Origin of the sequence: Mesorhizobium sp. B2-9-1 (assembly GCF_006439455.1) — a bacterium.
In the GTDB taxonomy this organism is placed as follows: Bacteria; Pseudomonadota; Alphaproteobacteria; order Rhizobiales; family Rhizobiaceae; genus Mesorhizobium.
Map to the genome: position 1 here is coordinate 199969 of NZ_VFTP01000003.1, position 22774 is coordinate 222742.

Annotated in this window: 21 protein-coding genes; 3 read left to right on the plus strand and 18 right to left on the minus strand. The window is 63.7% G+C overall.

Translation table 11 applies throughout. The features are described 5' to 3' along the window. Positions 1-165 precede the first annotated feature (165 nt). The 18 genes from FJW05_RS08415 to FJW05_RS08500 form a co-directional block, all read right to left on the minus strand. A complete protein-coding gene (locus tag FJW05_RS08415; RefSeq protein WP_140630267.1) occupies positions 166-978 on the minus strand; it encodes an NAD(P)-dependent oxidoreductase in 813 nt (270 codons plus the stop codon). A 3-nt stretch (positions 979-981) separates the two neighbouring features. Then, a complete protein-coding gene (locus tag FJW05_RS08420) occupies positions 982-2184 on the minus strand; it encodes a pyridoxal phosphate-dependent aminotransferase (RefSeq protein ID WP_140543941.1) in 1203 nt (400 codons plus the stop codon). Then, a complete protein-coding gene (locus tag FJW05_RS08425; RefSeq protein WP_140630270.1) occupies positions 2184-3800 on the minus strand; it encodes a hydantoinase B/oxoprolinase family protein in 1617 nt (538 codons plus the stop codon). The genes FJW05_RS08420 and FJW05_RS08425 overlap by 1 nt, the downstream gene beginning before the upstream one ends. After that, positions 3797-5893: a hydantoinase/oxoprolinase family protein gene (locus FJW05_RS08430; protein WP_140630273.1), complete on the minus strand. Its 2097-nt coding sequence runs from the start codon at positions 5891-5893 to the stop codon at positions 3797-3799. The genes FJW05_RS08425 and FJW05_RS08430 overlap by 4 nt, the downstream gene beginning before the upstream one ends. Beyond that, the gene (locus FJW05_RS08435) at positions 5890-7560 is read right to left on the minus strand and encodes a thiamine pyrophosphate-binding protein (RefSeq protein ID WP_140630277.1); all 1671 of its coding nucleotides are present in this window, start codon (positions 7558-7560) and stop codon (positions 5890-5892) included. Before FJW05_RS08435 ends, FJW05_RS08430 begins: the two co-directional genes overlap by 4 nt. Positions 7561-7658: 98 nt before the next feature. Further along, the gene (locus tag FJW05_RS08440) at positions 7659-9083 is read right to left on the minus strand and encodes an FAD-binding oxidoreductase (RefSeq protein ID WP_140630280.1); all 1425 of its coding nucleotides are present in this window, start codon (positions 9081-9083) and stop codon (positions 7659-7661) included. Positions 9084-9140: 57 nt separating this feature from the next. Next, complete coding sequence (locus FJW05_RS08445) at positions 9141-9905, minus strand: amino acid ABC transporter ATP-binding protein (RefSeq protein ID WP_140630285.1); 765 nt, start codon at positions 9903-9905, stop codon at positions 9141-9143. A gap of 10 nt (positions 9906-9915) precedes the next feature. Then, complete coding sequence (locus tag FJW05_RS08450; RefSeq protein ID WP_140630288.1) at positions 9916-10995, minus strand: ABC transporter permease subunit; 1080 nt, start codon at positions 10993-10995, stop codon at positions 9916-9918. Between the two features lie 5 nt (positions 10996-11000). After that, positions 11001-12164: an ABC transporter permease subunit gene (locus FJW05_RS08455; RefSeq protein WP_140543955.1), complete on the minus strand. Its 1164-nt coding sequence runs from the start codon at positions 12162-12164 to the stop codon at positions 11001-11003. An 84-nt stretch (positions 12165-12248) separates the two neighbouring features. Further along, positions 12249-13283 (minus strand): amino acid ABC transporter substrate-binding protein, encoded by a 1035-nt coding sequence (locus FJW05_RS08460; protein WP_140630290.1) that lies wholly within the window; start codon positions 13281-13283, stop codon positions 12249-12251. Positions 13284-13371: 88 nt separating this feature from the next. Further along, a complete protein-coding gene (locus tag FJW05_RS08465) occupies positions 13372-14319 on the minus strand; it encodes a LysR substrate-binding domain-containing protein (RefSeq protein WP_140630293.1) in 948 nt (315 codons plus the stop codon). A gap of 81 nt (positions 14320-14400) precedes the next feature. Next, entirely contained in the window at positions 14401-15150 is a 750-nt protein-coding gene (locus FJW05_RS08470) for an SDR family oxidoreductase (RefSeq protein ID WP_140630296.1), read from the minus strand. A 10-nt stretch (positions 15151-15160) separates the two neighbouring features. After that, positions 15161-15871 (minus strand): SDR family oxidoreductase, encoded by a 711-nt coding sequence (locus FJW05_RS08475; RefSeq protein WP_140630300.1) that lies wholly within the window; start codon positions 15869-15871, stop codon positions 15161-15163. Between the two features lie 279 nt (positions 15872-16150). Beyond that, positions 16151-16939: a FadR/GntR family transcriptional regulator gene (locus FJW05_RS08480; RefSeq protein ID WP_181164882.1), complete on the minus strand. Its 789-nt coding sequence runs from the start codon at positions 16937-16939 to the stop codon at positions 16151-16153. A gap of 56 nt (positions 16940-16995) precedes the next feature. After that, positions 16996-17343 (minus strand): RidA family protein, encoded by a 348-nt coding sequence (locus FJW05_RS08485; RefSeq protein ID WP_140630306.1) that lies wholly within the window; start codon positions 17341-17343, stop codon positions 16996-16998. A 10-nt stretch (positions 17344-17353) separates the two neighbouring features. Beyond that, on the minus strand, positions 17354-18160 hold the full coding sequence (locus FJW05_RS08490; protein ID WP_140630309.1) for an SDR family oxidoreductase: 807 nt from the start codon (positions 18158-18160) through the stop codon (positions 17354-17356). Then, on the minus strand, positions 18153-18965 hold the full coding sequence (locus FJW05_RS08495; protein ID WP_140630311.1) for a shikimate dehydrogenase: 813 nt from the start codon (positions 18963-18965) through the stop codon (positions 18153-18155). Before FJW05_RS08495 ends, FJW05_RS08490 begins: the two co-directional genes overlap by 8 nt. A gap of 3 nt (positions 18966-18968) precedes the next feature. Further along, positions 18969-19859 carry a 2-hydroxy-3-oxopropionate reductase gene (locus FJW05_RS08500; protein WP_140630314.1) on the minus strand — a complete coding sequence of 297 codons (891 nt, stop codon included), beginning with the start codon at positions 19857-19859 and terminating at the stop codon, positions 18969-18971. A 109-nt stretch (positions 19860-19968) separates the two neighbouring features. Here FJW05_RS08500 and FJW05_RS08505 point away from each other — a divergent pair, with 109 nt between their 5' ends. From FJW05_RS08505 to FJW05_RS08515, 3 genes are read left to right on the plus strand one after another with little or no spacing between them, the layout of a single operon-like run. Further along, positions 19969-20733: an aldolase/citrate lyase family protein gene (locus tag FJW05_RS08505; protein WP_140630316.1), complete on the plus strand. Its 765-nt coding sequence runs from the start codon at positions 19969-19971 to the stop codon at positions 20731-20733. An 8-nt stretch (positions 20734-20741) separates the two neighbouring features. After that, the gene (locus FJW05_RS08510) at positions 20742-21959 is read left to right on the plus strand and encodes an FAD-dependent oxidoreductase (RefSeq protein WP_140630319.1); all 1218 of its coding nucleotides are present in this window, start codon (positions 20742-20744) and stop codon (positions 21957-21959) included. A gap of 56 nt (positions 21960-22015) precedes the next feature. Beyond that, positions 22016-22765: an electron transfer flavoprotein subunit beta/FixA family protein gene (locus FJW05_RS08515; protein WP_140630322.1), complete on the plus strand. Its 750-nt coding sequence runs from the start codon at positions 22016-22018 to the stop codon at positions 22763-22765. Positions 22766-22774: the final 9 nt, after the last annotated feature.

Below are 22774 nucleotides of genomic sequence, written 5' to 3' on the forward strand. Positions count from 1 at the left end.
CGTTTCGGCGGAATCGGCGCGCTTCTGATACTCAGTCCACGGACAATCGCTTTGGGTTCGGGCCAGGTATGCTGGCATCAGTCTGAGAGATTTCGCGCATGCGAAGCGTTGTGTGATTCCAGTTGGCGTGATTAAGCCACATGTTACTCCCGCTGTCGTGAATCGTCATATTGGCGTATCGTCCGGATGCCCAAGCTCGCAGAACCAGCCGCCAAGATATCTTACGGATGGCCTGGTCGGATCGGGAACCGGCGTCTTCGCCTCGATGGCGGCGCGGAATGGCTCGGCGCTGTCCTGTGGGATAAATCCCAGATGGTTCGCGCCGCTGTTGTCGACCATCTTCAGCTTGTTGTCGGAAATGCCGTAAGAGATGGTGTGGCCGACGCGCGGCGCGGTCAGCGATGCCTCCACCAGGCGCACGCAATCGGCGAAGGAGAGGTACGACCATAGCATGCGGCGGTCCGCCGGTTCCGGGAAGGACGAAAAGATGCGCAGGCACGCCGTCTCGATGCCGAACTTGTCCCAGTACAGCCGGCTGAGGCTTTCGACGAAATTCTTCGACACACCATAGAGGCTGTCGGGACGCACCGGCGCGTCGACGCCGATATGCGCCTCGACCTCGTGGTAGCCGATGGCATGCACCGACGAGGCGTAGATGACGCGCTTCACGCCATGTTTCCGGGCGCCTTCATAGATGTGGTAGGAGCCGCGGATGCTGGAATCGAGGATGGTCTGCCACTCGCATTCGAGCGGCGCGCCGCCGAAATGCACGATCGCGTCGCAATCCTTGGTGGCGGCGATCGTCGCTTCCATGTCGGCGAGGTCGAAGACCGCTTCTTCCTCGTGAGGCGCAAGATCACCGAAGGAGTGGCGCCCCGCCAATCGGATCTTTTTTGCCAGCGGCACCAGCCCCTTGCGCAGCTCCGATCCGAGCCGGCCGGCGGCGCCGGTGATCAGGATACGTTCGTAATGCGGCATCGTTTACTCCACTTGCGCGACGGCGATATTGATCCGCGAGATCGCCTCGGCCAGCACCTCTTCGCTGGTCGCGGTCGAGATGCGGAAATAGGGTGACAGTCCGTAGGCGACGCCGGGCACCGACGCCACCCGGCCCTCGTTCAGCAGGTAATTCGCAACCGCCGTATCATCTTCCAGCACGATACCTTTTGGGGTCTTGCGGCCGATCAGGCTGGCGCAGCCGATATAGGCATAGAAGGCGCCTTCCGGTGGCGAGAGCGTCAGCCCGTTGATCTTGCGTATCCCGTCGACCACCAGATCGCGGCGCGCCTCGAAGGCCTGCCGGAAGCGCGCGACCTCATCCTGCGGGCCATTGAGCGCGGCGACAGTGGCTGCTTGCGCGATCGAACAAACGGACGTGCAGGACTGGCTCTGGATCGTCGACATCGCCTTGACGAGTGGCGTAGGGCCGGCGGCGTAGCCGACACGCCAACCGGTCATCGCGTAGGACTTCGACACGCCGTTGACGATCAGCGTGCGGTCTCTGATCTCGGGGCAGGCCTTGCCGAAGGAGACGAATTTGCGCCCGTCGAACAGGATGTGCTCGTAGATCTCGTCGGAGAGGACGAGCACTTGCGGATACTTGGCCAGCACCGCGCCCAGTGCCGCGAGATCGGACCCGGAATAGACCGCGCCGGATGGATTACCCGGCATGTTGAGGAAGAGCCATTTCGTCCTCGGCGTGATTGCCTTTTCCAAGAGCGCTGGCGTCAGCCGGAAACCGGTGGTCTCCGGGCATTCGACGACGACCGGCGTGCCGCCGAGCAGCTTCACCATCTCCGGATAAGAGACAAAGTAGGGCGCCGGCAGGATCGCCTCGTCGCCCGTCTCCAGCGTTGCCATCAGCGCGTTGAAGATGATCTGCTTGGCGCCGTTGGCAACGACGATGTCATCGGCCGTATAGTCCAGCCCGTTTTCGCGGCGGAATTTTCCCGCTACCGCCTCGCGCACCTCAACCGTGCCGGCAGCGGCTGTGTAGAGCGTCTGGCCGGCCTTGGCGGCGAAATGAGCGGCATCGACGATGTGATGCGGTGTCGGAAAGTCGGGCTCGCCCAGGCCGAGATCGATCACGTCCACGCCCCTGGCGCGTAGCGCCTTGGCGGCCTGCGAAGCGGCCATCGAGGCCGAAGGCTTCACCACCGAAAGGCGCGAGGCAATATAGCTCATCAGTCGTTCTCCGTGATGTAACCCTTGGACCGATCATTGGCTCGCGCGGCCGCACGGCGTTTGGCCGGATCGCCATAGCCGCCGCCGCCTGGCAGTTCGAGGATCAGCCGGCGTCCCGCCGGCACATGCTGCCAGCCCTTGGGCCGCATCTTCGTGCCGTCGTCGAGCTTGACCACGCCGGCAACGCCAGACTTCCCGCCATTGCGGCCGTGGGCCGGATGGTTGACGCGGTCGAACATGGCCGAGAAGTCGAATTCGTGGCCGTCGGTCGCTGCGATCTCGATGATCTGTCCGAGGCCGCCGCGGAATTCGCCGTCGCCGCCGGAATTAGGGCGCAGCTCCTTGCGCCAGATGACGATCGGGCCAGTATGTTCCGTCGCTTCGATCGGCATCGTGTGCACGCCGGACGGAAAGGCCGTCGCCGACAAGCCGTCGAGCTCGGGGCGGGCGCCCATGCCGCCGGAATTGAACATAAGCACTTCGGCGCGGCGACCGGATGTGCCGGAAACAGGGCGCGCCGAAATATGGATGTTCCAGAGTGCGCCGGCGCCTTCCGCAAGGATTTTTCCGGGTAACGCCTTCGAGAAGGCGCCGAGCACCAGATCGGGAACCATGTGGCCGAAAATATGCCTGAGCGCCACCGGCGCCGGCCGCACCGCGTTCAGGATGTTGACCGGTGAGGATACGGTGAAGAAGGCGAGCGAGGCGGCATTGTTGGGAATGTCGGGCGCCACCATGCATTTCAGCGCATAGCAGGCATAGGCCTTGCTGTAGATGATCGGGCAGTTGATGCCCCAGCGGCTCATCGGATCTGTGCCGGTGAAATCGACCTCGACATGGTCGTCGCGGACCGAGACCGTGGCTGCGAGCTTGACCGGCTCGTCATAACCGTCGGTCACCAGCTGGTTCGACCAGCTTCCCTTCGGTAGCGCCTCGATGCGCTCGAGCATCGCGTCGCGGGTGCGCGAGAAGATGAAGTCGCCGAGTCCGTCGAGGGAGGTGAGGCCGATCTCCTTCATCATGTCGACGAGGCGGCGATGGCCGACCTCGTTGCAGGCTGCAAGCGAATAGAAATCGCCGACGACCTGGTTGGGCTCGCGGACATTGGCGCGCAGGATGCGGACCAAGTCGAGGTTGACCTTGCCCTTCTCGGCAAACTTCATGATCGGGATCTGGATGCCTTCCTCATAGACCGACTTGCCGTCGGCGCCGAAGCCGCGGCCGCCGACATCGACGACGTGCGCCGTGCAGGCGAAGAAGGCGACGAGCTTGCCATTGAGGAAGGACGGCGAGACCATGGTGATGTCGTGTAGGTGGCCTGTGCCCAGCCAGGGGTCGTTGGTGACATAGGTGTCACCCTCGAACATGTTCTGGCGCGGGATCTCGTTCATGAAATGCAGCACGGCTTCGGCCATAGTGTTGACGTGGCCGGGCGTGCCGGTCACCGCCTGCGCCAGCATCTGGCCGCGCGGATCGAACACGCCGGCCGACAGGTCGCCGGATTCGCGCACCGAGGTCGAGAAGGCGGTGCGCAAAAGCGTGAGCGCCTGCTCCTCGACCACCGAGATCAACCGGTTCCACATGACCTGCATGCGGATTTCGCCAATGTCGCTCATGCCTGGCTGCCTTTGCGGATCAGGAGGATCGCGCCGTCGCTCTGGATGACGGCGTCGAAGCTGGTGGTGACAACAGTCGATGTCTCGCGCTCGACGATGACGGCAGGCCCCGCGACCCAGTCGCCGGCGCAGAGCGTGTCTCGCTCGACGATGCCGTAGCTGCGCGGCGCGCCGCTGACCGGGTCGAAGACTTCGCGCGTCGTTGTCGGTTCACTCGATTTCTTGCCGGTGGTGAGCTCGTGCCTGACGACGGCGGGACGAACATCCGTCGCCTTGACCGACCAGGTGACGATCTCGATCTCGAGGCCGTCGAGCCCTTCGATGGCCCGGCCGAAGAAGCGCTGGTAGTTCTCCTCGAACAGGTCCTTGAGCTTGGCGACGGCATCGTCGCCGAACGGCTCGTCCGCCAGCGGCACGGGGATTTCCCAGCCCTGACCGGCATAGCGCATGAAGGCGGTGATCTCGCAGACGATCCTGCCGCTGGCGCCGGTGCGCACAAACCCCTCGGCTGAGGCTTTGAGATCGGCGAGCAGGGCATTCACTTCCCTTGACTTGAAGCGCGAGAGGCGCGTCAGCTTCGAGGCCAGAGCTTCGTAGCCGAAGGGAGCCTTGAGGAAGCCGATCGCCGATCCGACACCGGCGCCGCGCGGCACGATGCATTGGTCGATGCCGAGCTTTTCGCAAAGCCTTGCCGCATGCAGAGGCGCTGCGCCGCCAAACGCGATCATCAGATTGTCTGAAATGTTCTTGCCGTTTTCGACGGCATGGACGCGGGCGGCATTGGCCATGTTCTCGTCCACGACCTCGCAGATGCCAAAGGCCGTCGACATGGCATTGAGCGACAGGCGCTCGCCGACATCGCGCAGGAGCGCCTGCTCGGACGCAGATGTGTCGAGCCTGATCGCGCCGCCGGCGAAATTGTCGGGATCGAGCTTGCCAAGCACCAAGTCGGCGTCGGTGATCGCCGGGCGCTTACCGCCGCGGCCATAGCAGGCCGGACCCGGCTCCGAGCCGGCGCTTTCCGGCCCGGTCTGGATGCGGCCCATGGCGTCAACCCAGGCGATCGAGCCGCCGCCGGCGCCGATCTCGATCATCTCGATCACCGGAATGGAGATCGGCATGCCCGAGCCCTTGGAGAAGCGATAGGTGCGGGCCACCTCGAAGGTCCGCGCCGTGCGCGGCGCAAAATCCTCGATCAGGCAGATCTTGGCGGTGGTTCCGCCCATGTCATAGGAGACGACCTTCTCCAGGCCGAAGCGTCGAGCGATGTCGGCGGCAAAAATGGCGCCGCCCGCGGGACCGGACTCGACCAGCCGGACAGGGAATTCAGAAGCGGTTTCCACCGAGATCAGGCCGCCGCCGGAATGGATCATGAAGACCGGGCACTCGGCGCCCATGTTCTTGAGGCGCGTCTGCAGGCGAGAGAGGTAGTCGGCCATCTGCGGCCGCACATAGGCGTTGGCGCAGACCGTGTTGAAGCGCTCGAATTCGCGCATCTGCGGCGAGACCTCGGCGCTGATCGAGATCGGGATGGTGAGCTTGCGAGCGAGGATCTCGCGAGCGCGGCGCTCGTGGTCGGGGTTGGCGTAAGCGTGGATGAAGCCGATCGCCACCGAGCCGAAATTGCTGGCAGCGATCCGATCGGCGATCCCTTCGAGCGCCGCCTCGTCGAGCGGCTGCAGCTCTTGCCCCTCGGCGCCGATGCGGCCCTTGACCGTGAAACGGTCCTCGCGCGGGATCAGGGGCGTCGGCAGTTGCAGGTTCAAGTCATACTGCTCAAAGCGGTTCTCCGTCCGCATCTCGATCACGTCGCGAAAACCTTCCGTCGTGACCAGTGCGGTCCTGGCGCCGCGCCGCTCGATCAGCGCATTGGTGGCGAGCGTCGTGCCGTGGATGATGATACCTATCTCGGCTGCCGAAATTCCGGCATCGCGGACGACGACGTCGATGCCGTCGAGGATCGCCTGCTCGGGCGCCGAGTAATTGGTCAGCACCTTGGTCGAAAACATCGTTCCCCTGACATCGAGGGCGATGTCGGTGAAGGTGCCACCGATGTCCGCGCCGAGGCGGATGTCGTCTGATCTGGAGGTCATGCCGTGGCCTTCTGCGAAGCGAGTGCTGCGTCGCGCATCTGGGAAAGGGTCTGCCGGGGCGTGAGCGCTTCGGGCGAGATGGCGATGTCGAGAACGGCGCCGGTCGCAGACTGCTGGGCCCGCCGGAACGCCGCCGCGAAATGCCCAGTGCTTTCGACGCGCTCGGCGTGAAAACCATAGGCCCTTGCCAGTGCCACGAAGTCCGGGTTTTCCAGCGAGGTGCCGGAGACGCGGGCCGGATAGTTGCGTTCCTGATGCGCGCGGATCGTGCCGTATATGCCGTTGTTGATGATGAGCACGATCGGCTGCGCGCCGGCCTGCATAGCCGTGCCGAGCTCCTGGCAGTTCATCTGAAAGTCACCATCGCCGGCAAAGCATACGACGGTGCGCTGCGGAAACGCGACTTTCGCGGCGATGGCTGCAGGCAGGCCATAGCCCATGGCGCCGGATTGCGGGGCAAGCAGCCGCGCGTCCGGCCCGAACTTGAAGAACTTGTTCGGCCATACCGTGAAATTGCCGGCGCCGTTGGTGAGGATGACGTCGGCCGGCAAGGTCTCGCGCAACCAAGCGCTCACCGCGACCATGTCGACCGGACCGGGCTGCACGGGCGCGGTGAAGGTCCCCTCATAGGCCTTGCGGGCCGCCGCGCGCCAGTCGGCCCAGCCGCCCTTGACCGGTGTCAGCGCCATGGCGAAGGCGTTCGGGCCGGCGTGGATGCCGATGGTGGGCACGTAGATCTTGCCGATCTCGCGGTCGGAGCCGTGGACATGGATCAGCTTCTGGCGTGGCACGGGCACGGAGAGCAATGTATATCCGTCCGTTGTCATCTCGCCGAAACGCACATTGACAGCCAGGATCACGTCGGCATCGCGGATCAGACTTTTCACATGCGCCACCATGCCGACGCCGGCTTCGCCAACGAAGACTGGCGAATGGTTGTCGAACTGGTCCTGGTAGCGGAAGGCGGCAATGACGGGGATATCGGAAGCCTCGGCGAAGGCCTGGAGCGCGGCGCGTCCATTTGCCGTCCAGTTGGCCCCGCCTATCAGCAGCACCGGCCTCTCGGCCGCAGCCAGCATCTCAAGCGCCGACGAAAGGGCATCCTGCGACGGAGCGGCTTCGAAAATCGAAGCAGGGCCGCTGAGCGGCGCGGCCTCGGTCGCGGTCGTCAGCATGTCTTCGGGCAGCGCGACGACGACGGGGCCGGGCCGGCCGATCAAGGCGGTGGTCCAGGCGCGCGCCAAGATTTCAGGCAGGCGCTCAACGTCGTCGATCTCGACCGCCCATTTGGCAACGGTGCCGTAGACGGCGCGGTAGTCGATCTCCTGGAAGGCCTCGCGGCCCTTCATATCGGTGCCGACCTGGCCGACGAAGAGGATCATCGGCGAACTATCTTGCATCGCGGTGTGGATGCCGATGCTGGCATTGGTCACGCCCGGGCCGCGGGTCACTAAGCAGATGCCGGGCGATCCCGTCAGCTTGCCGTAGGCCGAGGCCATGAACGCCGCGCCGCCTTCATTGCGGCAAAGCACATAGTCCAGCTTGCCCTTGGTATCGTGCAGCGCGTCGAGAACGGCGAGATAGCTTTCGCCGGGCACGCCGAAGCACTTGGTCGCGCCGAGCGCAATCAGGCACTCGACAAGAAGGCGGCCGCCATTGCGGATCATGCTGCAACATCCTCTTGAAACCGGCGGCCGGATCGAGCCTGCCTTCTCAGATTCATACCTGCACTCTGGGGGACCAACGCGAAATCAAGAAATGCGGACTATTCGAAAGTTTTTCTTTGTTGTGGCGGGCGCACCAGAACATCGGGGTTCATCGTGCCCCGCGGATCGAACGCGTCCTTCAACCGAGACATCAAGTCACGCTCCACCCGGCTTCTATTGAGGTCGGCCATGGCGATCTTGGCGCGGCCAAGCCCATGTTCGGCGGCAAAGCTGCCCCCCATCTTCGTGGCAAGCAATGACAGCGCCTGCGCGAACTGCTCGGCTTTGCCGTCGAAATCGGCGCGGCCTTCCGGCGGCGACAAATTATAGTGGATGTTGCCGTCGCCGAGATGGCCGAACGGATTGATGCGCACGCCGGAAAGAATATCATCGCAGATCGCAGCACCCGTCTCGATGAACCGGGCGATGGCACCCGGTGGAACCGAGATGTCGTGCTTCAGTTGCGGGCCTTCCAGCCTTTGCCCTTCCGGTTGCTCCTCGCGCAGACGCCAGAACTGCGCTCGGTGCACGCCCGATGTCGCCAGCGCGCCGTCCAGGACAAGGCCTTGATCCACGCCCCGTTCCAGCGCGGAAGTCAGGATGTCGTCCAGCGGAACGCGGGGCGAGCCCGATGCCAGCTCAACGAGCAGATAGACGTCGCCACGCCTATCCAGCTGCCAGGCGAGATCGGGCAGATGCTTGAGCGCCAGTTGCAACCCGGGATCGCAGAAAAACTCGAGGCCGGTCAGGAATTCGCCCGCCTCGCCGCGCAGGAAGGCGCCGAACGAAACGGCGGCGGCAAAGTCGGGCATGACCAGAAGAGCGCTCGCCTGCTGCCGGGGCGTTGGGTATAGCCGCAGGATCGCGCGCGTCACGATGCCGAGCGTTCCTTCCGCGCCGCAGTAAAGCCTGCGCAATTGATAGCCCGCATTGTCCTTCTGCACCGCGCGCAGACCGTCCCACACCGCACCATCCGGGGTCACGACTTCGAGGCCGAGAACCAGATCCTGCATCATGCCGTAGCGAAAAGCCTGGCTGCCGCCGGCATTGGTGCCGATCAGGCCGCCGATCCTGGCGCTGCCCTCGGCGCCGAGATGCATCGGGAACATCAGCCCGTGCGGCTCCAGCGACTCGTGCAGCGCGGCGAGCACGACGCCGGCCTCGACGATGATCGATCCGCTCTCCGGATCCGGTTTGCCGATCGCCGCCATGCGTGAGAGCGAGACGATCACGGCATTCGACTGCTCGGCCACGGCACCACCGCAAAGACCGGTGTTGCCGCCTTGCGGCACCACCGCCAGCCCTCCCTCCCGGCATGCGGTGACGACCGCGGCCACTTCAGTGGTCGTGGCGGGCCTGGCGACGCCCAAAGGCGCGATGCCATAGCGATCGAGCCAGTCGCGCTGGTAAGGCTCGGCATCGCTGCCCGAAAGCCAGCCTTTCGGTCCCAGAATCTCGTGCAACGTGGTTGCGGGATCAGTCATTGAAAACCAGAAGGTGCGTGGCTGCTTTCAGAACGTTGCAATCTTCCCAAATGCCGTTCAATGACCCAGCACCTGCGACAAGAACTGCCGTGTACGCTCGTTTTGCGAAGCGGTGAAGAATTCCTCCGGCGGCGCCTGTTCGACGATCTCGCCGCCATCCATGAAGATCACCCGGTCGGCGACCCGGCGCGCGAAACCCATCTCGTGCGTGACGCAAATCATCGTCATGCCGTCGGAGGCAAGCGTGACCATGACGTCCAGCACCTCCGAGATCATTTCCGGATCGAGCGCCGAGGTCGGCTCGTCGAACAGCATGATCTGCGGCTGCATGCAAAGCGCCCGCGCGATCGCGACCCGCTGCTGCTGGCCGCCGGACAGTTGGCCGGGAAACTTCATAGCCTGCTCGGGGATGCGGACCTTTTCCAGATAGCGCCGGGCAGTTGCCTCAGCCTCGGCGCGCGGCTGGTTGCGCACCAGCGTCGGCGCGATCATGCAGTTCTCCAGCACCGTCATGTGCGGAAACAGGTTGAAGTGCTGGAACACCATGCCGACCTCGCGCCTGATCCCGTCGATGTTGCCGATATCGTCGTTGAGCTCGGTGCCGAGCACGGTGATGCGGCCGCCATTGTGCTGCTCGAGGCGGTTGATGCAGCGGATCATGGTGGATTTGCCGGAGCCCGAGGGACCGCAGATGACGATCCTCTCGCCACGCTCGACAGACAAGTTCACTTTCCGCAAGGCGTGAAATGTCCCGTAGTATTTGTCGAGGTTTTCGATGCGGACGGCAGGTCCGCCCGCCTTGGTCGAATTGCTTGAGATCACGTGCGCCTCCCTAACGTTCGCCAACCGCCATGCGGCGCTCGAGGAAGGCGCCGTAGCGGGACAGGCTGAAGACGAAGACGAAATAGATGAAGGCAATGAAGGCATAGACCTCGACATAGGCGAAGCGCCATTCGCCGGTGCCATAGGCGGCGTTGCCGGAGGCCAGGATCTCGAAGAAGCCGACGATGACCACCAGCGAGGTCTCCTTGAACGAGATGACGAACTGGTTGATCGTGGCCGGCAGCGCGTTGCGCATGGCCTGCGGCAGAAGGATGCGGCCGATGCGCTGCCAGTAGCTCATGCCGAGCGCCATGGCGGCTTCTTCCTGCCCGGCCGGGACGCCCTGCATGCCGCCTCTGACGATCTCGGCCTGATAGGCGGAGAAGAACAAGGCGGAACCCAGGATCACCCGGTAGAGCTTGTCGCCCGCCAACCACTGCGGCAAGGCGAATGGCAGGACGATGGCGAAGGTGAACAGGATCGAGATCAGCGGCAACGACCGGACCCCGTCGATGATGAGACCGGTGGTCCTGGATATCCATGGCAGCTCGGAGCGGCGCAGCAGCGCCAGGCAGACCGCCAGCGGGAAGCCGATCAGACAGGTGGTCACGAAGATGAAGAGGGTGAGCGCCAGCCCGCCCCAGGCCTCCTCGCCGACATAGGAAAGGCCGAGCACGCCGCCTTTCATCAGCACGTAGTACGACGCTGCTCCTGCTCCCCACACCAGCGCGATCCGGCGTCCGGTCCAGAAGGCCGGGATACAGCTCAGCACCGTCATCACCACCACGGTCAGGCAGGCGAGCGCGGAGCGCCATTGCTCCTCGAAGGGATAGAGGCCGAACAGGATGATCCGCCACCGGGCAGCGATGACCGACCAGCAGGCCCCCGCCGCCGCCTGGCACGCCTCGGGTCCACCGCTGGTCGTGAACACGGCAGAAAAGACTGCCCAGTTGAGCAGTTTCCAGACGGTAGAGACCATGATCGCCAAGGAGATCAGCGACAGCAGCGCCTGGAGCGGCGTCGCGAAGAAGCGGCGCTTCAGGTCTTCGAGCCTGCCCGGAGCAGGGGGGGCGACAATGACCATCTCCATCTCTGTCATCCCCTCAGTTGATTGCCCTTGAGGGCAATGGCCTTGTTGATGCGGTTGAAGACGGCGGCGAGGCTGAGATTGATGGCGAGGAAGCCTCCCATCAGGATGCCGATCACTTCCAGGGTCTGGCCGGAATGATTGATGGTCAACGCCACGATCATGAAGAAGTCGGTGAAGCCGACGGCAATGCCCATGGTCGTGGCCTTCATCAGCCAGACATACTGGTTGGCAAGGATCGGCAGCATGGCCCGCAACGCCAGCGGCAGACGCACCAGCGTGAAGACGCGCCATGGGCTCAAACCGAGCGAGCGTGCAGCTTCCATCTGGCCCTTGCCGACAGATTTGAAGCCGCCGCGCACGATTTCTGCGATGTAGGAGCCGCCATAGATGGCGATCGCGATAGCCAAGGCGGAGAATTCCGGCGGAACGCGCAGGCCGCCCCTCAGGTTGAGGCCTTGCAGGGCCGGGAAATCGAGCAGCGGTGCGTCAGGCAGGCGTCCTACCACCAAAATGATGGCCGCGCAGGCCAGCGCCGCAGCAGCGCCGGCAAGCTGAATGGTGGCACGCTGGCCGAACGGCTGGCTGAGCCGTGACGTCCTGCCCAGCCAGACCGGCAGCGCGATGGCGGCGATCACGGCCGATGTGGCCAGCGCCATTGCCACCCCGCCGACATTCGGCGCCGGCACGTAGAGGCCGCGGCTGGTCAGCAGAAGGCCCCAGGCTTCGTGCGCCGCGCGCGGCGTCGGCAGGTGCGTGATCAAAGCGTACCAGAAGAAGACCTGGAGGATCAGCGGGATGTTGCGGAAGATGTCGACATAGGTGCGGCCGAGCAATTGCGCCAGTTCGTTGGCCGAGGTCCGCGCCAGGCCGACGATCGTCCCGACGAGCGTTGCCAGGATCAGCCCGGTGCAGCCCAGGAACAGCGTGTTGATGATGCCGATGAGGAAGAACCACCAATAGGGATCGTTGGCCGTGGCCGGCAGCAACGAGAAGTTCACGTCCCAGCCCGTCGACTTGTAGAGGAAATCGAATCCCGAGGTGATCCCCTGCTCCGCGAGATTCCGCCGCGCGATGATGATGCCTGCGAGCACCAGGGCCGCAAGCGAACCGACATAGACGACCTGCAACAGCGTGTTGCGGACCTTCTGATTTCTCAGCAGGCTGACCATTGACCAATCCTTCTCGAATTGCCGCCGGCTCCGCCCGGCCGAAGCCAGGCGGGAGCCTTGAGCGGTAACACCGTCAGACGTGGATCAGTCGATCACCAGCGGGAATAGGACGCCGCCATTGTTCCAGAGGTTGGTTAGCTCGCGATCCATCTTGTAGGGCGAGTCCTTGCCTAGGTCGCGATCGAAGATCTCGCCGTAATTGCCGACCTTCTTGATCACGTTGTAGGCCCAATCGTCCGAGAGTCCGAGGCCCTTGCCCATGCCGGGCGTCACGCCAAGGAACTTCGCCACCTGCGGCGAGGTCGGCTTGGCCTTGATCTCGTCGACGTTCTTGGAGGTGATGCCTTCCTGCTCGGCGAAGATCAGTGTGCTCAGCGTCCAGTTGGCGATATCGATCCAATTGTCGTCGCCCTGGCGCATGATCATGACTTCCGGCTCTACCGCGAGCACGTCGGGCAGGATGACATGGTCTTCGACCTTGCTCTTGGCGATGCGGGCGATGGCCAATGTCGGGCCCCACTGAGCATAAAGATCGCAACGGCCGGAGAAGTAGGCCTGCTCCAACTCTTCCGTCTTTTCGATCAGCACCGGCTCGAGCTTGATGCCGAGCTTCTGGGCGTAGGCGGCGACCTGCTGTTCCTGCGAGGTGCCGGCGGGAATGCAGATCGTGCCGCCATTGGCATCCTTGAGCGATTTCAGGTTGAGCTCTTTATGCGCCATCACCTTGGTGGTGCCGAGGTAGTAGGACATCGAGAATTGCAGGCCGAGCTCGGTGTCGCGGCTGAGCGTGCCGCCCGAGGCCTTGATGATGATGTCGACATCGCCCGACTGAAGCGATGGCCAGCGCTGCGCCCAGCTGATCGGAACGATCTTCAGTTTCGCCGGATCGTCGAACACGGCGGTCGCCACCGCCTTGCAGAGGTCGATGTCCATGCCCTTCCAGTTGCCTTTGTCGTCCACTTCGGCGAAGCCGAGATAGGAGCCGTCATGGCCGGTGCAGTTGAGCACGCCGCGCGCCTTGATGGTCTCCAGCGTCTTGCCGCCGGCGGCTTCAGCCGGCGCCGCCAGATGCACGAGGCCCAGGGCCATGGCGGCGGCCCCCCATTTGATCATTTTCATAGTTGTTGTCTCCACTGTTGAGGTTGTTCCGTTTCTTGTTGTTGGAGCCCCGCAAGATGTCTTCGGGACTCGGTCTCGAAGCCGCCTCTCAGTCGGAAAGCGGAGTCGGTTTCGGCAAGGAGAGTTTCAGATCGCTCCGCCAATCCTCCTGGGCCAGCCATCGATGGAGCGCCGCCACCGCCTTCACGCGCAGATGCCCGCGCGGGACGACGAGGTAGAAACCCGGCACTTCCTCCGGCTTCATATCGGCAATGGCGTCGCGGCCGATCGGCGCCACCAGCGCGCCGGAGCGGAAATCTTCCTCGGCATCGATCACGGAAACCAGGCCGACGCCGATGCCTTGCAGGGTCGCCCGACGCATGGTCGCGGCATCATCGAAGCTGATGCTGCGGTCTCCATCCGTCAGCTCGACTCCAAGGTGCCGCAGAATATCCGGCCACAGGCGCTTCGACTTGACGGTGTCGAGCAGCGTGAACTTCGTCAGATCGTGCGCCGACTTGATCTTTTCGCCAATCGCCGGCGTGCAGCAAATGATCTTCGGATCCGGCACCAAGAGCGTCGTCTCGTAGTCCGGCCAGTTGCCGTAACCCCACTGCACTGTCATATCGATGTCGTCGCGTCCGAAATCTGGCAGGTCGACCATCGTCGTCAGGCGAAGATCCGCGACCGGCAGGATCTCGCGAAACAGCGAAAGTCGCGGCAGCAGATAATGGGTGGCGAAGTAGGGGCTCGCATTGAGGTTGATGCGGTCCCGATAATTCGATTTGGTGACGCGGCGAACGCCTTCGGAAAACTCGTCAAAGCCTGCCTTGACGTAATGCGACAGAAGGATCGCCGACTCGGTCAATTCGATCGACCGGCCTTTGCGTTCGAAGAGCGTCACCTGAAGCGTGTCTTCGAGAAGCTTGATCTGCTGCCCGACCGCTTGCGGCGTGACCAGCAATTCGTCGGCTGCCTGCCTAAAACTCTTGTGCTGCGCGACGGCGTGGAAAACGCGCAGCGCATTGAGCGATGGGAGGCGAAGCTTGCCGGTCATGGGAATTCCGCCTCCTTTCGTTCGAGACTCCGTCGATCATGCACTGCTGAATGTCAGCCGGGCCGGGCTGATGAAATTGGTTCAGGCGTAGATGTAACCACCTGAGACAATGACGTTTTCGCCGGTCATGTAGGTATTCTTGGGTCCGCCGGTCATGAGTACCCACTCGGCGATTTCCGTCGGCTCGGCGCCGCGGCCGAGAGGGCTTGCCTTAGCCAGCTCCTCGAGGAAACCGAGCGCCTTTGCCTTCTCCGTGGCCATGCCGGCGGGTGCGACGGAATTCACCAGGACGCCGTCCTTGGCGACGTGATGGGCAAAGGAGCGCGTCAGGCTGACGACGGCTGCCTTCGTCGCTGCATAATGGGCGTTCTGCGGATGCGCCTTGAAGGCATCGACCGAGGTGAGGTTCACAATCCGCCCGCGCACATGGTTCTTCGGCTCTTGCGCCTGCATGTGGCGAACCGCGGCCACCATCATGTGATAGGTGCCCTTGATGTTGATGCCGTTGGAGGCGTCCCAGTCGGCGTCGGTGATTTCGAGCAGCGGACGGCGCGGATAGATGGCGGCGCAATTGATCAGCGTGTCGATGCGCCCGAGCTTCGAAACGATGGCGTCGAAAGCGGCATGGCACTGCGGGCCGACCTGGATGTCGCAAGTCGCCGCTGCGGTCGGCAGGCTCTTGGCCTTTGCCGGATCGAGCGCGCTCTGCGCTGCTTCCTGGTTGATGTCGATGATACCGATCTTTGTCGCTCCGGCCTCCACGGCCATGCGGGCGAGAAGAGCGCCGAGGCCTGCGCCGCCGCCAACGATCAGAACGGAAAGGTCTTTCATCCTGTTTCCCTTACTTGGTGCCGCTCGGCGAGGTTGGCCAGGTTGGCATGATGTCAAAACGGGTAACGTCGGCCCATGCGGGGAGCGCGAGAACCGCGGTCACCATCTTGGCCACGTCATCCGGCTGCACCACTTTGCTGGCGTACATGGCCTCGCGCGCCTTGGCGTCGAGGATGTCTTCATAGAGCTGCGTCTCGACACGACCGGCGACGATCTCGGTGACGCGTATGCCGGACGCAGAGAGGTCGGCGCGCAGCGCGCCGGCAAAGCCTGAAATCGCCGCCTTAGTGGCCGCGTAGACGGCGATGTTGGAGAATGCCGTGTGGCCGGCGACGGAACCGGTGAACAAGATGTGGCCCGACTGCCGCTCGCGCATCTGCGGCACAACGAGGCGGGTGAGCAGGATCGCGGCGCTGAGGTTCACCTCGAGCGTGGTGTCGATGTCGGCGATGTTCATATCGGCGAAATTGCCGAGCGGCGGCATGATGCCGGCATTGTTGATCAAGACGTCGACAGTGAGATCGGCCAGCACCGATTCCAGCGCCTCGCGGTCGGTGACGTCGACGGCGATCGGCACGATGCCCGGACGCTCGGCCTGTAGCTCCTTGAGCGCGGCCTGGCTGCGGCCGACGGCATAGACGTCGTAGCCGGCGTCGCTCAGCGCAATTGCCATCGCCCGCCCTATGCCGCTCGTCGCTCCTGTTATGAAGGCTGTCGTCACGTGGGCTTCCCCGATTGCTTGGACTTCAGTTTGCGGCCTAGGCCGATGCCGCGAAACCAAGAAAAGCAGCAAAAAGGAAAGATAAACTTTCGAACGCCTTTCGGCGGCTGGAATATTCCGGCGTGCCTATGCGGCGACAAACGCTGCTATCCCAAGGAAAACAATGTCCTCAACCCGCAAAGGCGGATTTCCGATCGCCAGCTGAGAAAAAACATGGCTTTCGTAAACAACCGGCCGCCCGCGCGGCGACAGAGGCGAGCGACCTCGCAGTCGGCGAACCTACCCGGCGGTCGGCAAAGGCTTTTTCAGTTTGGTGAAAAGCGAGGCCGCCGCAGCCTTCTGCTCGGCCTCGGTTGCCTCGATGCCCGAGGCTTTGGCAAGCGCGCGCACACGTCCCAAACTGTTCTGCAGATGCTTGCGCATAGCCTGTCTGGCTTTGCCTCCGTCCTGCCTTTCGATGGCATCGACGATGGCTTTGTGCTCGCTGTGGATGCGCGCGTAGTAGCTGTCCTTGAGGGCAGGCTCGACGACATAACCGAGCTGGAATCTCGGCACGATCATCGGCCCGAGATAGGCAAGGAAGCCGTGGATGAATTCGTTGCGCGCCGCCTTGGCGATCGCGAGGTGGAAGTCGTAATCGTAGTGGATCTGGACCGCGGCGGGATCGGCCTGCTGCGCGTCGATGTCGTCCATCATGGCGCGGATGCTGCTTGCTTCCTTGTCGGTGCGGCGTTCCGCGCAGAGCCCGGCGGATTCCACCTCGACGCTCAGTCTGAGTTCAAGCAAGGCTATGGTTTCCGGCAGGGTCCTGAGCGCCTCCTCCGGGATCGAGAAATTGCGCGGGGTCGGCGTCTCGCTGACGAACATGCCGCGGCCCTGCTGCGGCACCACCATGCCTTCGGAGCGCAGTCGCGCCACCGCTTCGCGCACGACGGTGCGGCTGACATCGTATTCGGCGCAAAGCTCCGCCTCGGTCGGCAGCTGCGCGCCGGGCTGCAACTGACCGGAGCGGATCTTTTCGGCCAAGCTCTCCGCCACCAGGGTGGAAAGCGGCTTGCGTTTCGTCATTGAGGTCCTTCCGTTCAAGTTCAGATTCGGGATGATGCCCGAACCGGCAAGACCATTCAAACCGCGGCTGTCACAATCAGCTCGACCAGCATGCCGGGCTTGGCCATGCGGCCCTCGCCGGAGGAGCGGGCCGGCGCGTGCTCCTTCGGCATCCAGGCATCCCAGACCGTGTTGACCTCGTCGAAATCGCGCATGTCGTCCAGCCACATTTGCACGTGAAGGATGCGGGTCTTGTCGGTGCCGGCCGTGGCGAGCAAGGCATCGATCTTGCCGAGCACCTCGCGCATCTGGTCGGACGCGGATTGACCCGGTTTGGCGACTTGGCCGGTCAGGTAAAGCGTGCCGTTGTGGATGACGCCGTGATGAACGCGGGTGTCGAAGTCGAAGCGCTGGATGTCGGTCACGGGTTCTCTCTCAGATAGCCGGCGTCAGCCGGATGGGATTGCCTTGCAGATACTGCGCGTAGGGCGCCTGGACGAGCCAGCCGGCATCGATGGGCAGGGTCACGCCGGTTATCGAGGCGGCGCGGTCGGAGCACAGGAACAGCGCGGCCTCGGCAACGTCGCGTGGCTCGACGAAGCGGCGCAGCGCCGTGGTCGCCTGGATGGCTTCGGGGTTGCGCTCGCCCTTGGCGATCTTTGCTTTCAGCCCGTCCGACAGCGTGTAACCCGGAGCCACGGCATTGACGCGAACCCCGTGCGGGCCGAGCTCGGCGGCCAGGATCTGGGTGAGGGCCAGAATCGCATGCTTTCCCGGCGCGTAGGCCGGCAGCGATAGCGGCGCGAAAGAGGCAAGCGAGCCGACATTGAGGATCGCGCCGCGCCTGGCGGTCGACATCAGCCGGCCGAACACCTGGCAGCCAAGCAGCGTGCCGCGATAGTTGATGCGCCACATCCGCTCGTCTTCGTCGAGGTCCTGGTCGAGGACATGCTTGCCGCTCTGCAGGATGCCGGCGCAGTTGATGACGACATGAGGCGTGCCGAAGGTGTCGCCGACGGCCTGCGCCAGCGCCTCGACGGAAGCCGGATCGGCGACATCGGTCTGCACGAACAGGGCACGCGGCGCGCCCTCTGCCTCGCTGGCGCCCGCCGCTTCCTTGCCCCGAACGGCATCGCGGCCTGCGACGGCCACCTGATAGCCGTCCGCTGCGAAGCGCAGCGCAATGGCGCGTCCGATGCCGGACGTGCCGCCGATGACGACCGCTGTCGATGCCTCAGCCATTGCCGCGATCCTTCCGCTCGATGTCGAAGAATTCGGCCATGGCCTCGACCTGGAAATCCATCATCGGGCGCCCGGGCTGGATGCGACAGCCGATTTCCTTCGCCGCCTTGAGCAGGGCGGTCTCGGCTGGCTCCATGATGATGTCGACCACTGTCATGTTCGGGGTCAGCTTGGTCACGTCCATCGGCAGCGGATCGCTGGCCTTCAGTCCGGAAGGTGTCGCGTTGATCGCCATGTCCATTCCGGATGGATCGGGCTCTCCGACCTCGATCCGGCAGTTGGGAAAAGCCTTGTTGACCAGCGATGCGAGTTTTTGCGCGCGTTCCCTGTCGATGTCGGCCAGGCGGATTTCCGCCGCGCCTTCTTCGGCAAGGCAATAAGTCAGCGAGGCGCCCGCGCCGCCGGCGCCGACCTGGAGGATGCGCTTGCCGGCGATCCGGTGCTCGCCGGCCTTCAGCCCCTCGATGAAGCCGACGCCGTCGAAATTGTCGGCATGCCAGCTGCCATCCGCCTGCCGGCGCACGGAATTCGCGCTCTGCACGCGTGCGGCGCGATCGTGAGCCGTCGCACATTTGTGAAAAACCGCGACCTTGTATGGCACCGAGATAATCACGCCCCGAATGTTCTCGGCCGCCGTGATGCCGGCCCAGAAGGTTTCGAAATCCTCCGGACGGCAGCTCAGCGGCACCATCAGGCTGTCGAGCCCCTTCTGCTCGAAGATCTCGTTGAAGATGCCGGGGCTCTTCGCATGGCCCACGGGATGGGCCAGCATGACGAAGATGTCGGCCTTGCCGGTTCCGCGCATCGGTTATTCCTTTCCGTTTGACAGTTCGTGATCACTCAGGATTTCGAGCGCCCGCACGAGTGACGAATGGTCGGCCTCGGCACCTCCCGCTCGCGCCGAACAGGCATTCATCAGTTGCTGCGCCATCGCCGTGTTCGGCAGGGAGACGCCAAGCGCATGCGCGCTTTCGAGCGCGAGGCTGAGATCCTTCTGGTGAAGCCCGATGCGAAAGCCTGGCGCGAAGGTGCGGGAAATCATGCGCTCGCCATGCACTTCGAGCACGCGGGAAGAAGCAAAGCCGCCCATCAGCGCGGCACGAACTTTCGCCGGATCGCAGCCGGCCTTGCCGGCAAAGACCAGCGCTTCGGCAACCGCCTCGATGTTGAGCGCGACGATGATCTGGTTGGCGATCTTGCAGGTCTGACCGGCGCCGTTCTTTTCGCCGATCAGCGTGATGTTGTTACCGAGCTTCTCAAAGATCGGCAGCGCGCGCTCGAACTCGGCGGCCGGTCCGCCGACCATGATGGTGAGGCTCGCCGCCTTGGCACCGACCTCGCCGCCCGAGACCGGCGCGTCGAGAAAGCCGCCCCCCGCTCCCCTGATTTTCGCCGCAAATTGGGCGGTGGCGATCGGGCTGATCGAGCTCATGTCGATGACCAGCTTGCCGGCGGATATCCCTTGAAGCACGCCGTTCTGGCCAAACAGGACGCGCTCCACGTCAGGCGTGTCGGGCAGCATCGTGATGACGATCTCCGCAGTCCGCGCCACCTCAGCGGCGGAGGCGACGACCGACGCTTGCAGATCCGCAGGCAGAGGCGAGCGGTTGAGCACCGTGACGACCTCATGCCCCGCATCGGCGAGATGCCTTGCCATCGGCGCTCCCATGACGCCCAGTCCGATAAAGCCAATCTTCATTTGCAACTCCGTTGCGGCCAGAGCCATATTGCACGCCAAGTCGGCCATATGATATAGGACATCATACAAATTTCAATGCACCTTCTTCTCATTGGAGACCGATCGCAAAATGCAGGAGCGTGTCAATTCGCTAAAGGCTGCCGTACAGGCGGGCAAACCCCACATCGGCATCTGGTGTTCGCTGGCTTCGGCGCTCACCACCGAGGTGGTCGCGGGCTCCGGAGCGGGCTGGCTGCTGATAGATGGCGAGCATAGCCCGAACGATCTGCGCAGCATCATGGCGCAGCTGCAGGTCGCGGCAGCGTTTCCTTGCGAGGCAGTTGTGCGCCTGCCGTCGGACGATGCCAACCTCATGAAGCAAGCTTTGGATGTCGGCGCCCGCAGCTTGATGATCCCGAACGTGCGCACGGCGGAGCAGGCGCGTACAATCGTCGCCGCGATGACCTACGCGCCTGGCGGCTTCCGCGGCTTCTCGGTCGGCCACCGCGCCAACGCGTTCGGCCGCATCGCCGGCTATCACGCCAAGGCGCGCGAGCAGCAGCTGCTGGCCGTCCAGATCGAGGACGAAACCGGCGTCGCCAATGCGGCCGAGATTGCAGCGGTCGACGGCGTCGATGTTCTCTTTGTCGGCCCCGGCGATCTCTCCACCAATATGGGCGCGATGGGCAATCCAGGCGCTGCACATGTGCAGGAGGCGATCGCTTCGGTGCGCAAGGCCGCGGCCGCCGCTGGCAAGGCCAGCGGCATCCTGGCGCCGGTCAAGGCCGACGCCGACCGCTATGTCGCCGACGGCTTCACCATGATTGCGGTGGGCTCGGATCTCGGTTTGCTGGCGCGGGGCTCGGATGCCCTGATCGCTTCGTTCAGGCAGTAGGAAAAGCCATGGCAATTCCTCCTTACAAGGCGCCTTCCCGGAACGCCTACGACATCGTCATCGTCGGTGGCGCGGTGATCGGTTCGTCAACGGCCTACTGGCTGAGCCAGGCGCTGGGCAGCGGCGCGTCGATCCTCGTGGTCGAACGCGACTCAAGCTACGAGTTCTCCTCGACGGCGCTCTCCACCAGCGCAATCCGCCAGCAGTATTCCAACCCGATCAATGTGAAGATCAGCCAGTTCGGCATCGAGATCATCCGCGGGTTTCAGGAGCGGATGGCGCCGTTCTACACCAATGAGCCCGCGCCTGATCTCGGCTTCAAGGAACATGGATATCTCTACTGCTGCTCGCCCGAGGGCGTGAACGCGGCGCGTGAACGGGTCGAGCTGCAGCGCAGCCTCGGCGCCCACACCGTCTTCCTCGAACCGGGCGCGTTGAAGGAACGTTTTCCGTGGCTGAATGTCGACGACCTCGGCGGCGGTTCTTGGGGTTCGCGCGAAGAGGGCTGGTTCGATTCGATGGGCCTCCTCAACGGCTTCCGCCGCGCGGCGCGCGCGAGCGGCGTCGAATATATCGACAACGCCGTGACGGATTTGGATGTTTCCGAAGGCCGGGTCGTCTCGGCCCGTCTCTCGACCGGCCAGACGGTTCGTTGCGGAATCCTAGTCAACGCCGCCGGCCCACGCGCACAGCAGGTCGCAGCCATGGCCGGCCTTTCCATCCCGGTCGCGCCCTACAAGCGCTACAGCTTCGTTTTCGCCAGCGCCAATCCCATCCCCGGGCGGATGCCCAATGTCATTGACCTTTCCGGGACATTCGTGCGTCCGGAAGGCGAACTTTTTCTCACCGGCAACACGCCGCAGGGCGACGGGCCGGCCGACTATGACGACTTCGAGATTCATTTTGAAGAGTTCGACGACTACATCTGGCCGGCGCTCTGGCACCGCATTCCAGCGTTCGACGCGTTGAAATTGCAGACCAGCTGGACCGGCCATTACGAATACAACATGCTCGATCACAACGGTATCGTCGGCTTCCACCCGCAGGTGACCAACTTCATGTTCGCCAATGGTTTCTCCGGCCATGGCCTGCAGCAGTCGCCTGCCGTCGGCCGGGCAGTCTCGGAGCTGATTGTCCACGGGGCTTTTCAGACGCTCGACCTGTCGCCGTTCAGCTACGAGCGCATACCGCGCAATGAACCGTTTCTCGAAGAGGCGGTGATTTGAGCCGTGTCAAAACCGAGCCGACCAGCGCTCCCAATTTCATTTTAGGGAAAATGAAAATGAAGATCCTTGTGCCCGTGAAGCGGGTTGTGGACGCCAACGTCAAGGTCCGGGTGAAGGCCGACGGACTGGGCGTCGAGCTTGCCAACGTCAAGATGGCGATGAACCCGTTCGACGAGATCGCGGTCGAGGAAGCCATCCGCATCAAGGAAGCCGGCAAGGCTGAAGAAATCATCGTCGTCTCGATCGGCCCGCTGCAGGCGCAGGAGACGCTGCGCACCGCGCTCGCCATGGGCGCCGACCGCGCCATCCTGGTCAAGACCGACGAGCAGACCGAGCCGCTGGGTGTCGCCAAGGTGCTGAAGGGCGTGGTCGAGGCGGAGGCGCCCGGCCTCGTCATCCTCGGCAAGCAGGCGATCGACGACGATTCGAACCAGACCGGCCAGATGCTGGCGGCACTGCTTGGTTGGGCCCAGGGCACCTTCGCGTCCAAGATCGTGCTCGAAGGCGATCAGGCCAAGGTGACGCGCGAGGTCGACGGCGGCCTGCAGACGGTGGAGTTGAAGATGCCGGCGATCGTCACCGCCGACCTTCGCCTCAACCAGCCGCGCTATGCCTCGCTGCCCAACATCATGAAGGCCAAGAAGAAGCCGCTCGACGAGAAGAGCCCGGCCGACTACGGCGCCGACGTCAAGCCGCGCCTCAAGGTGATCAAGACCGAGGAGCCAGGGGGCCGCAAGGCGGGCGTCAAGGTCAAGAGCGTGGCCGAGCTGGTCGAGAAGCTGAAGAACGAAGCCGGCGTGCTTTAAAGCGATCGG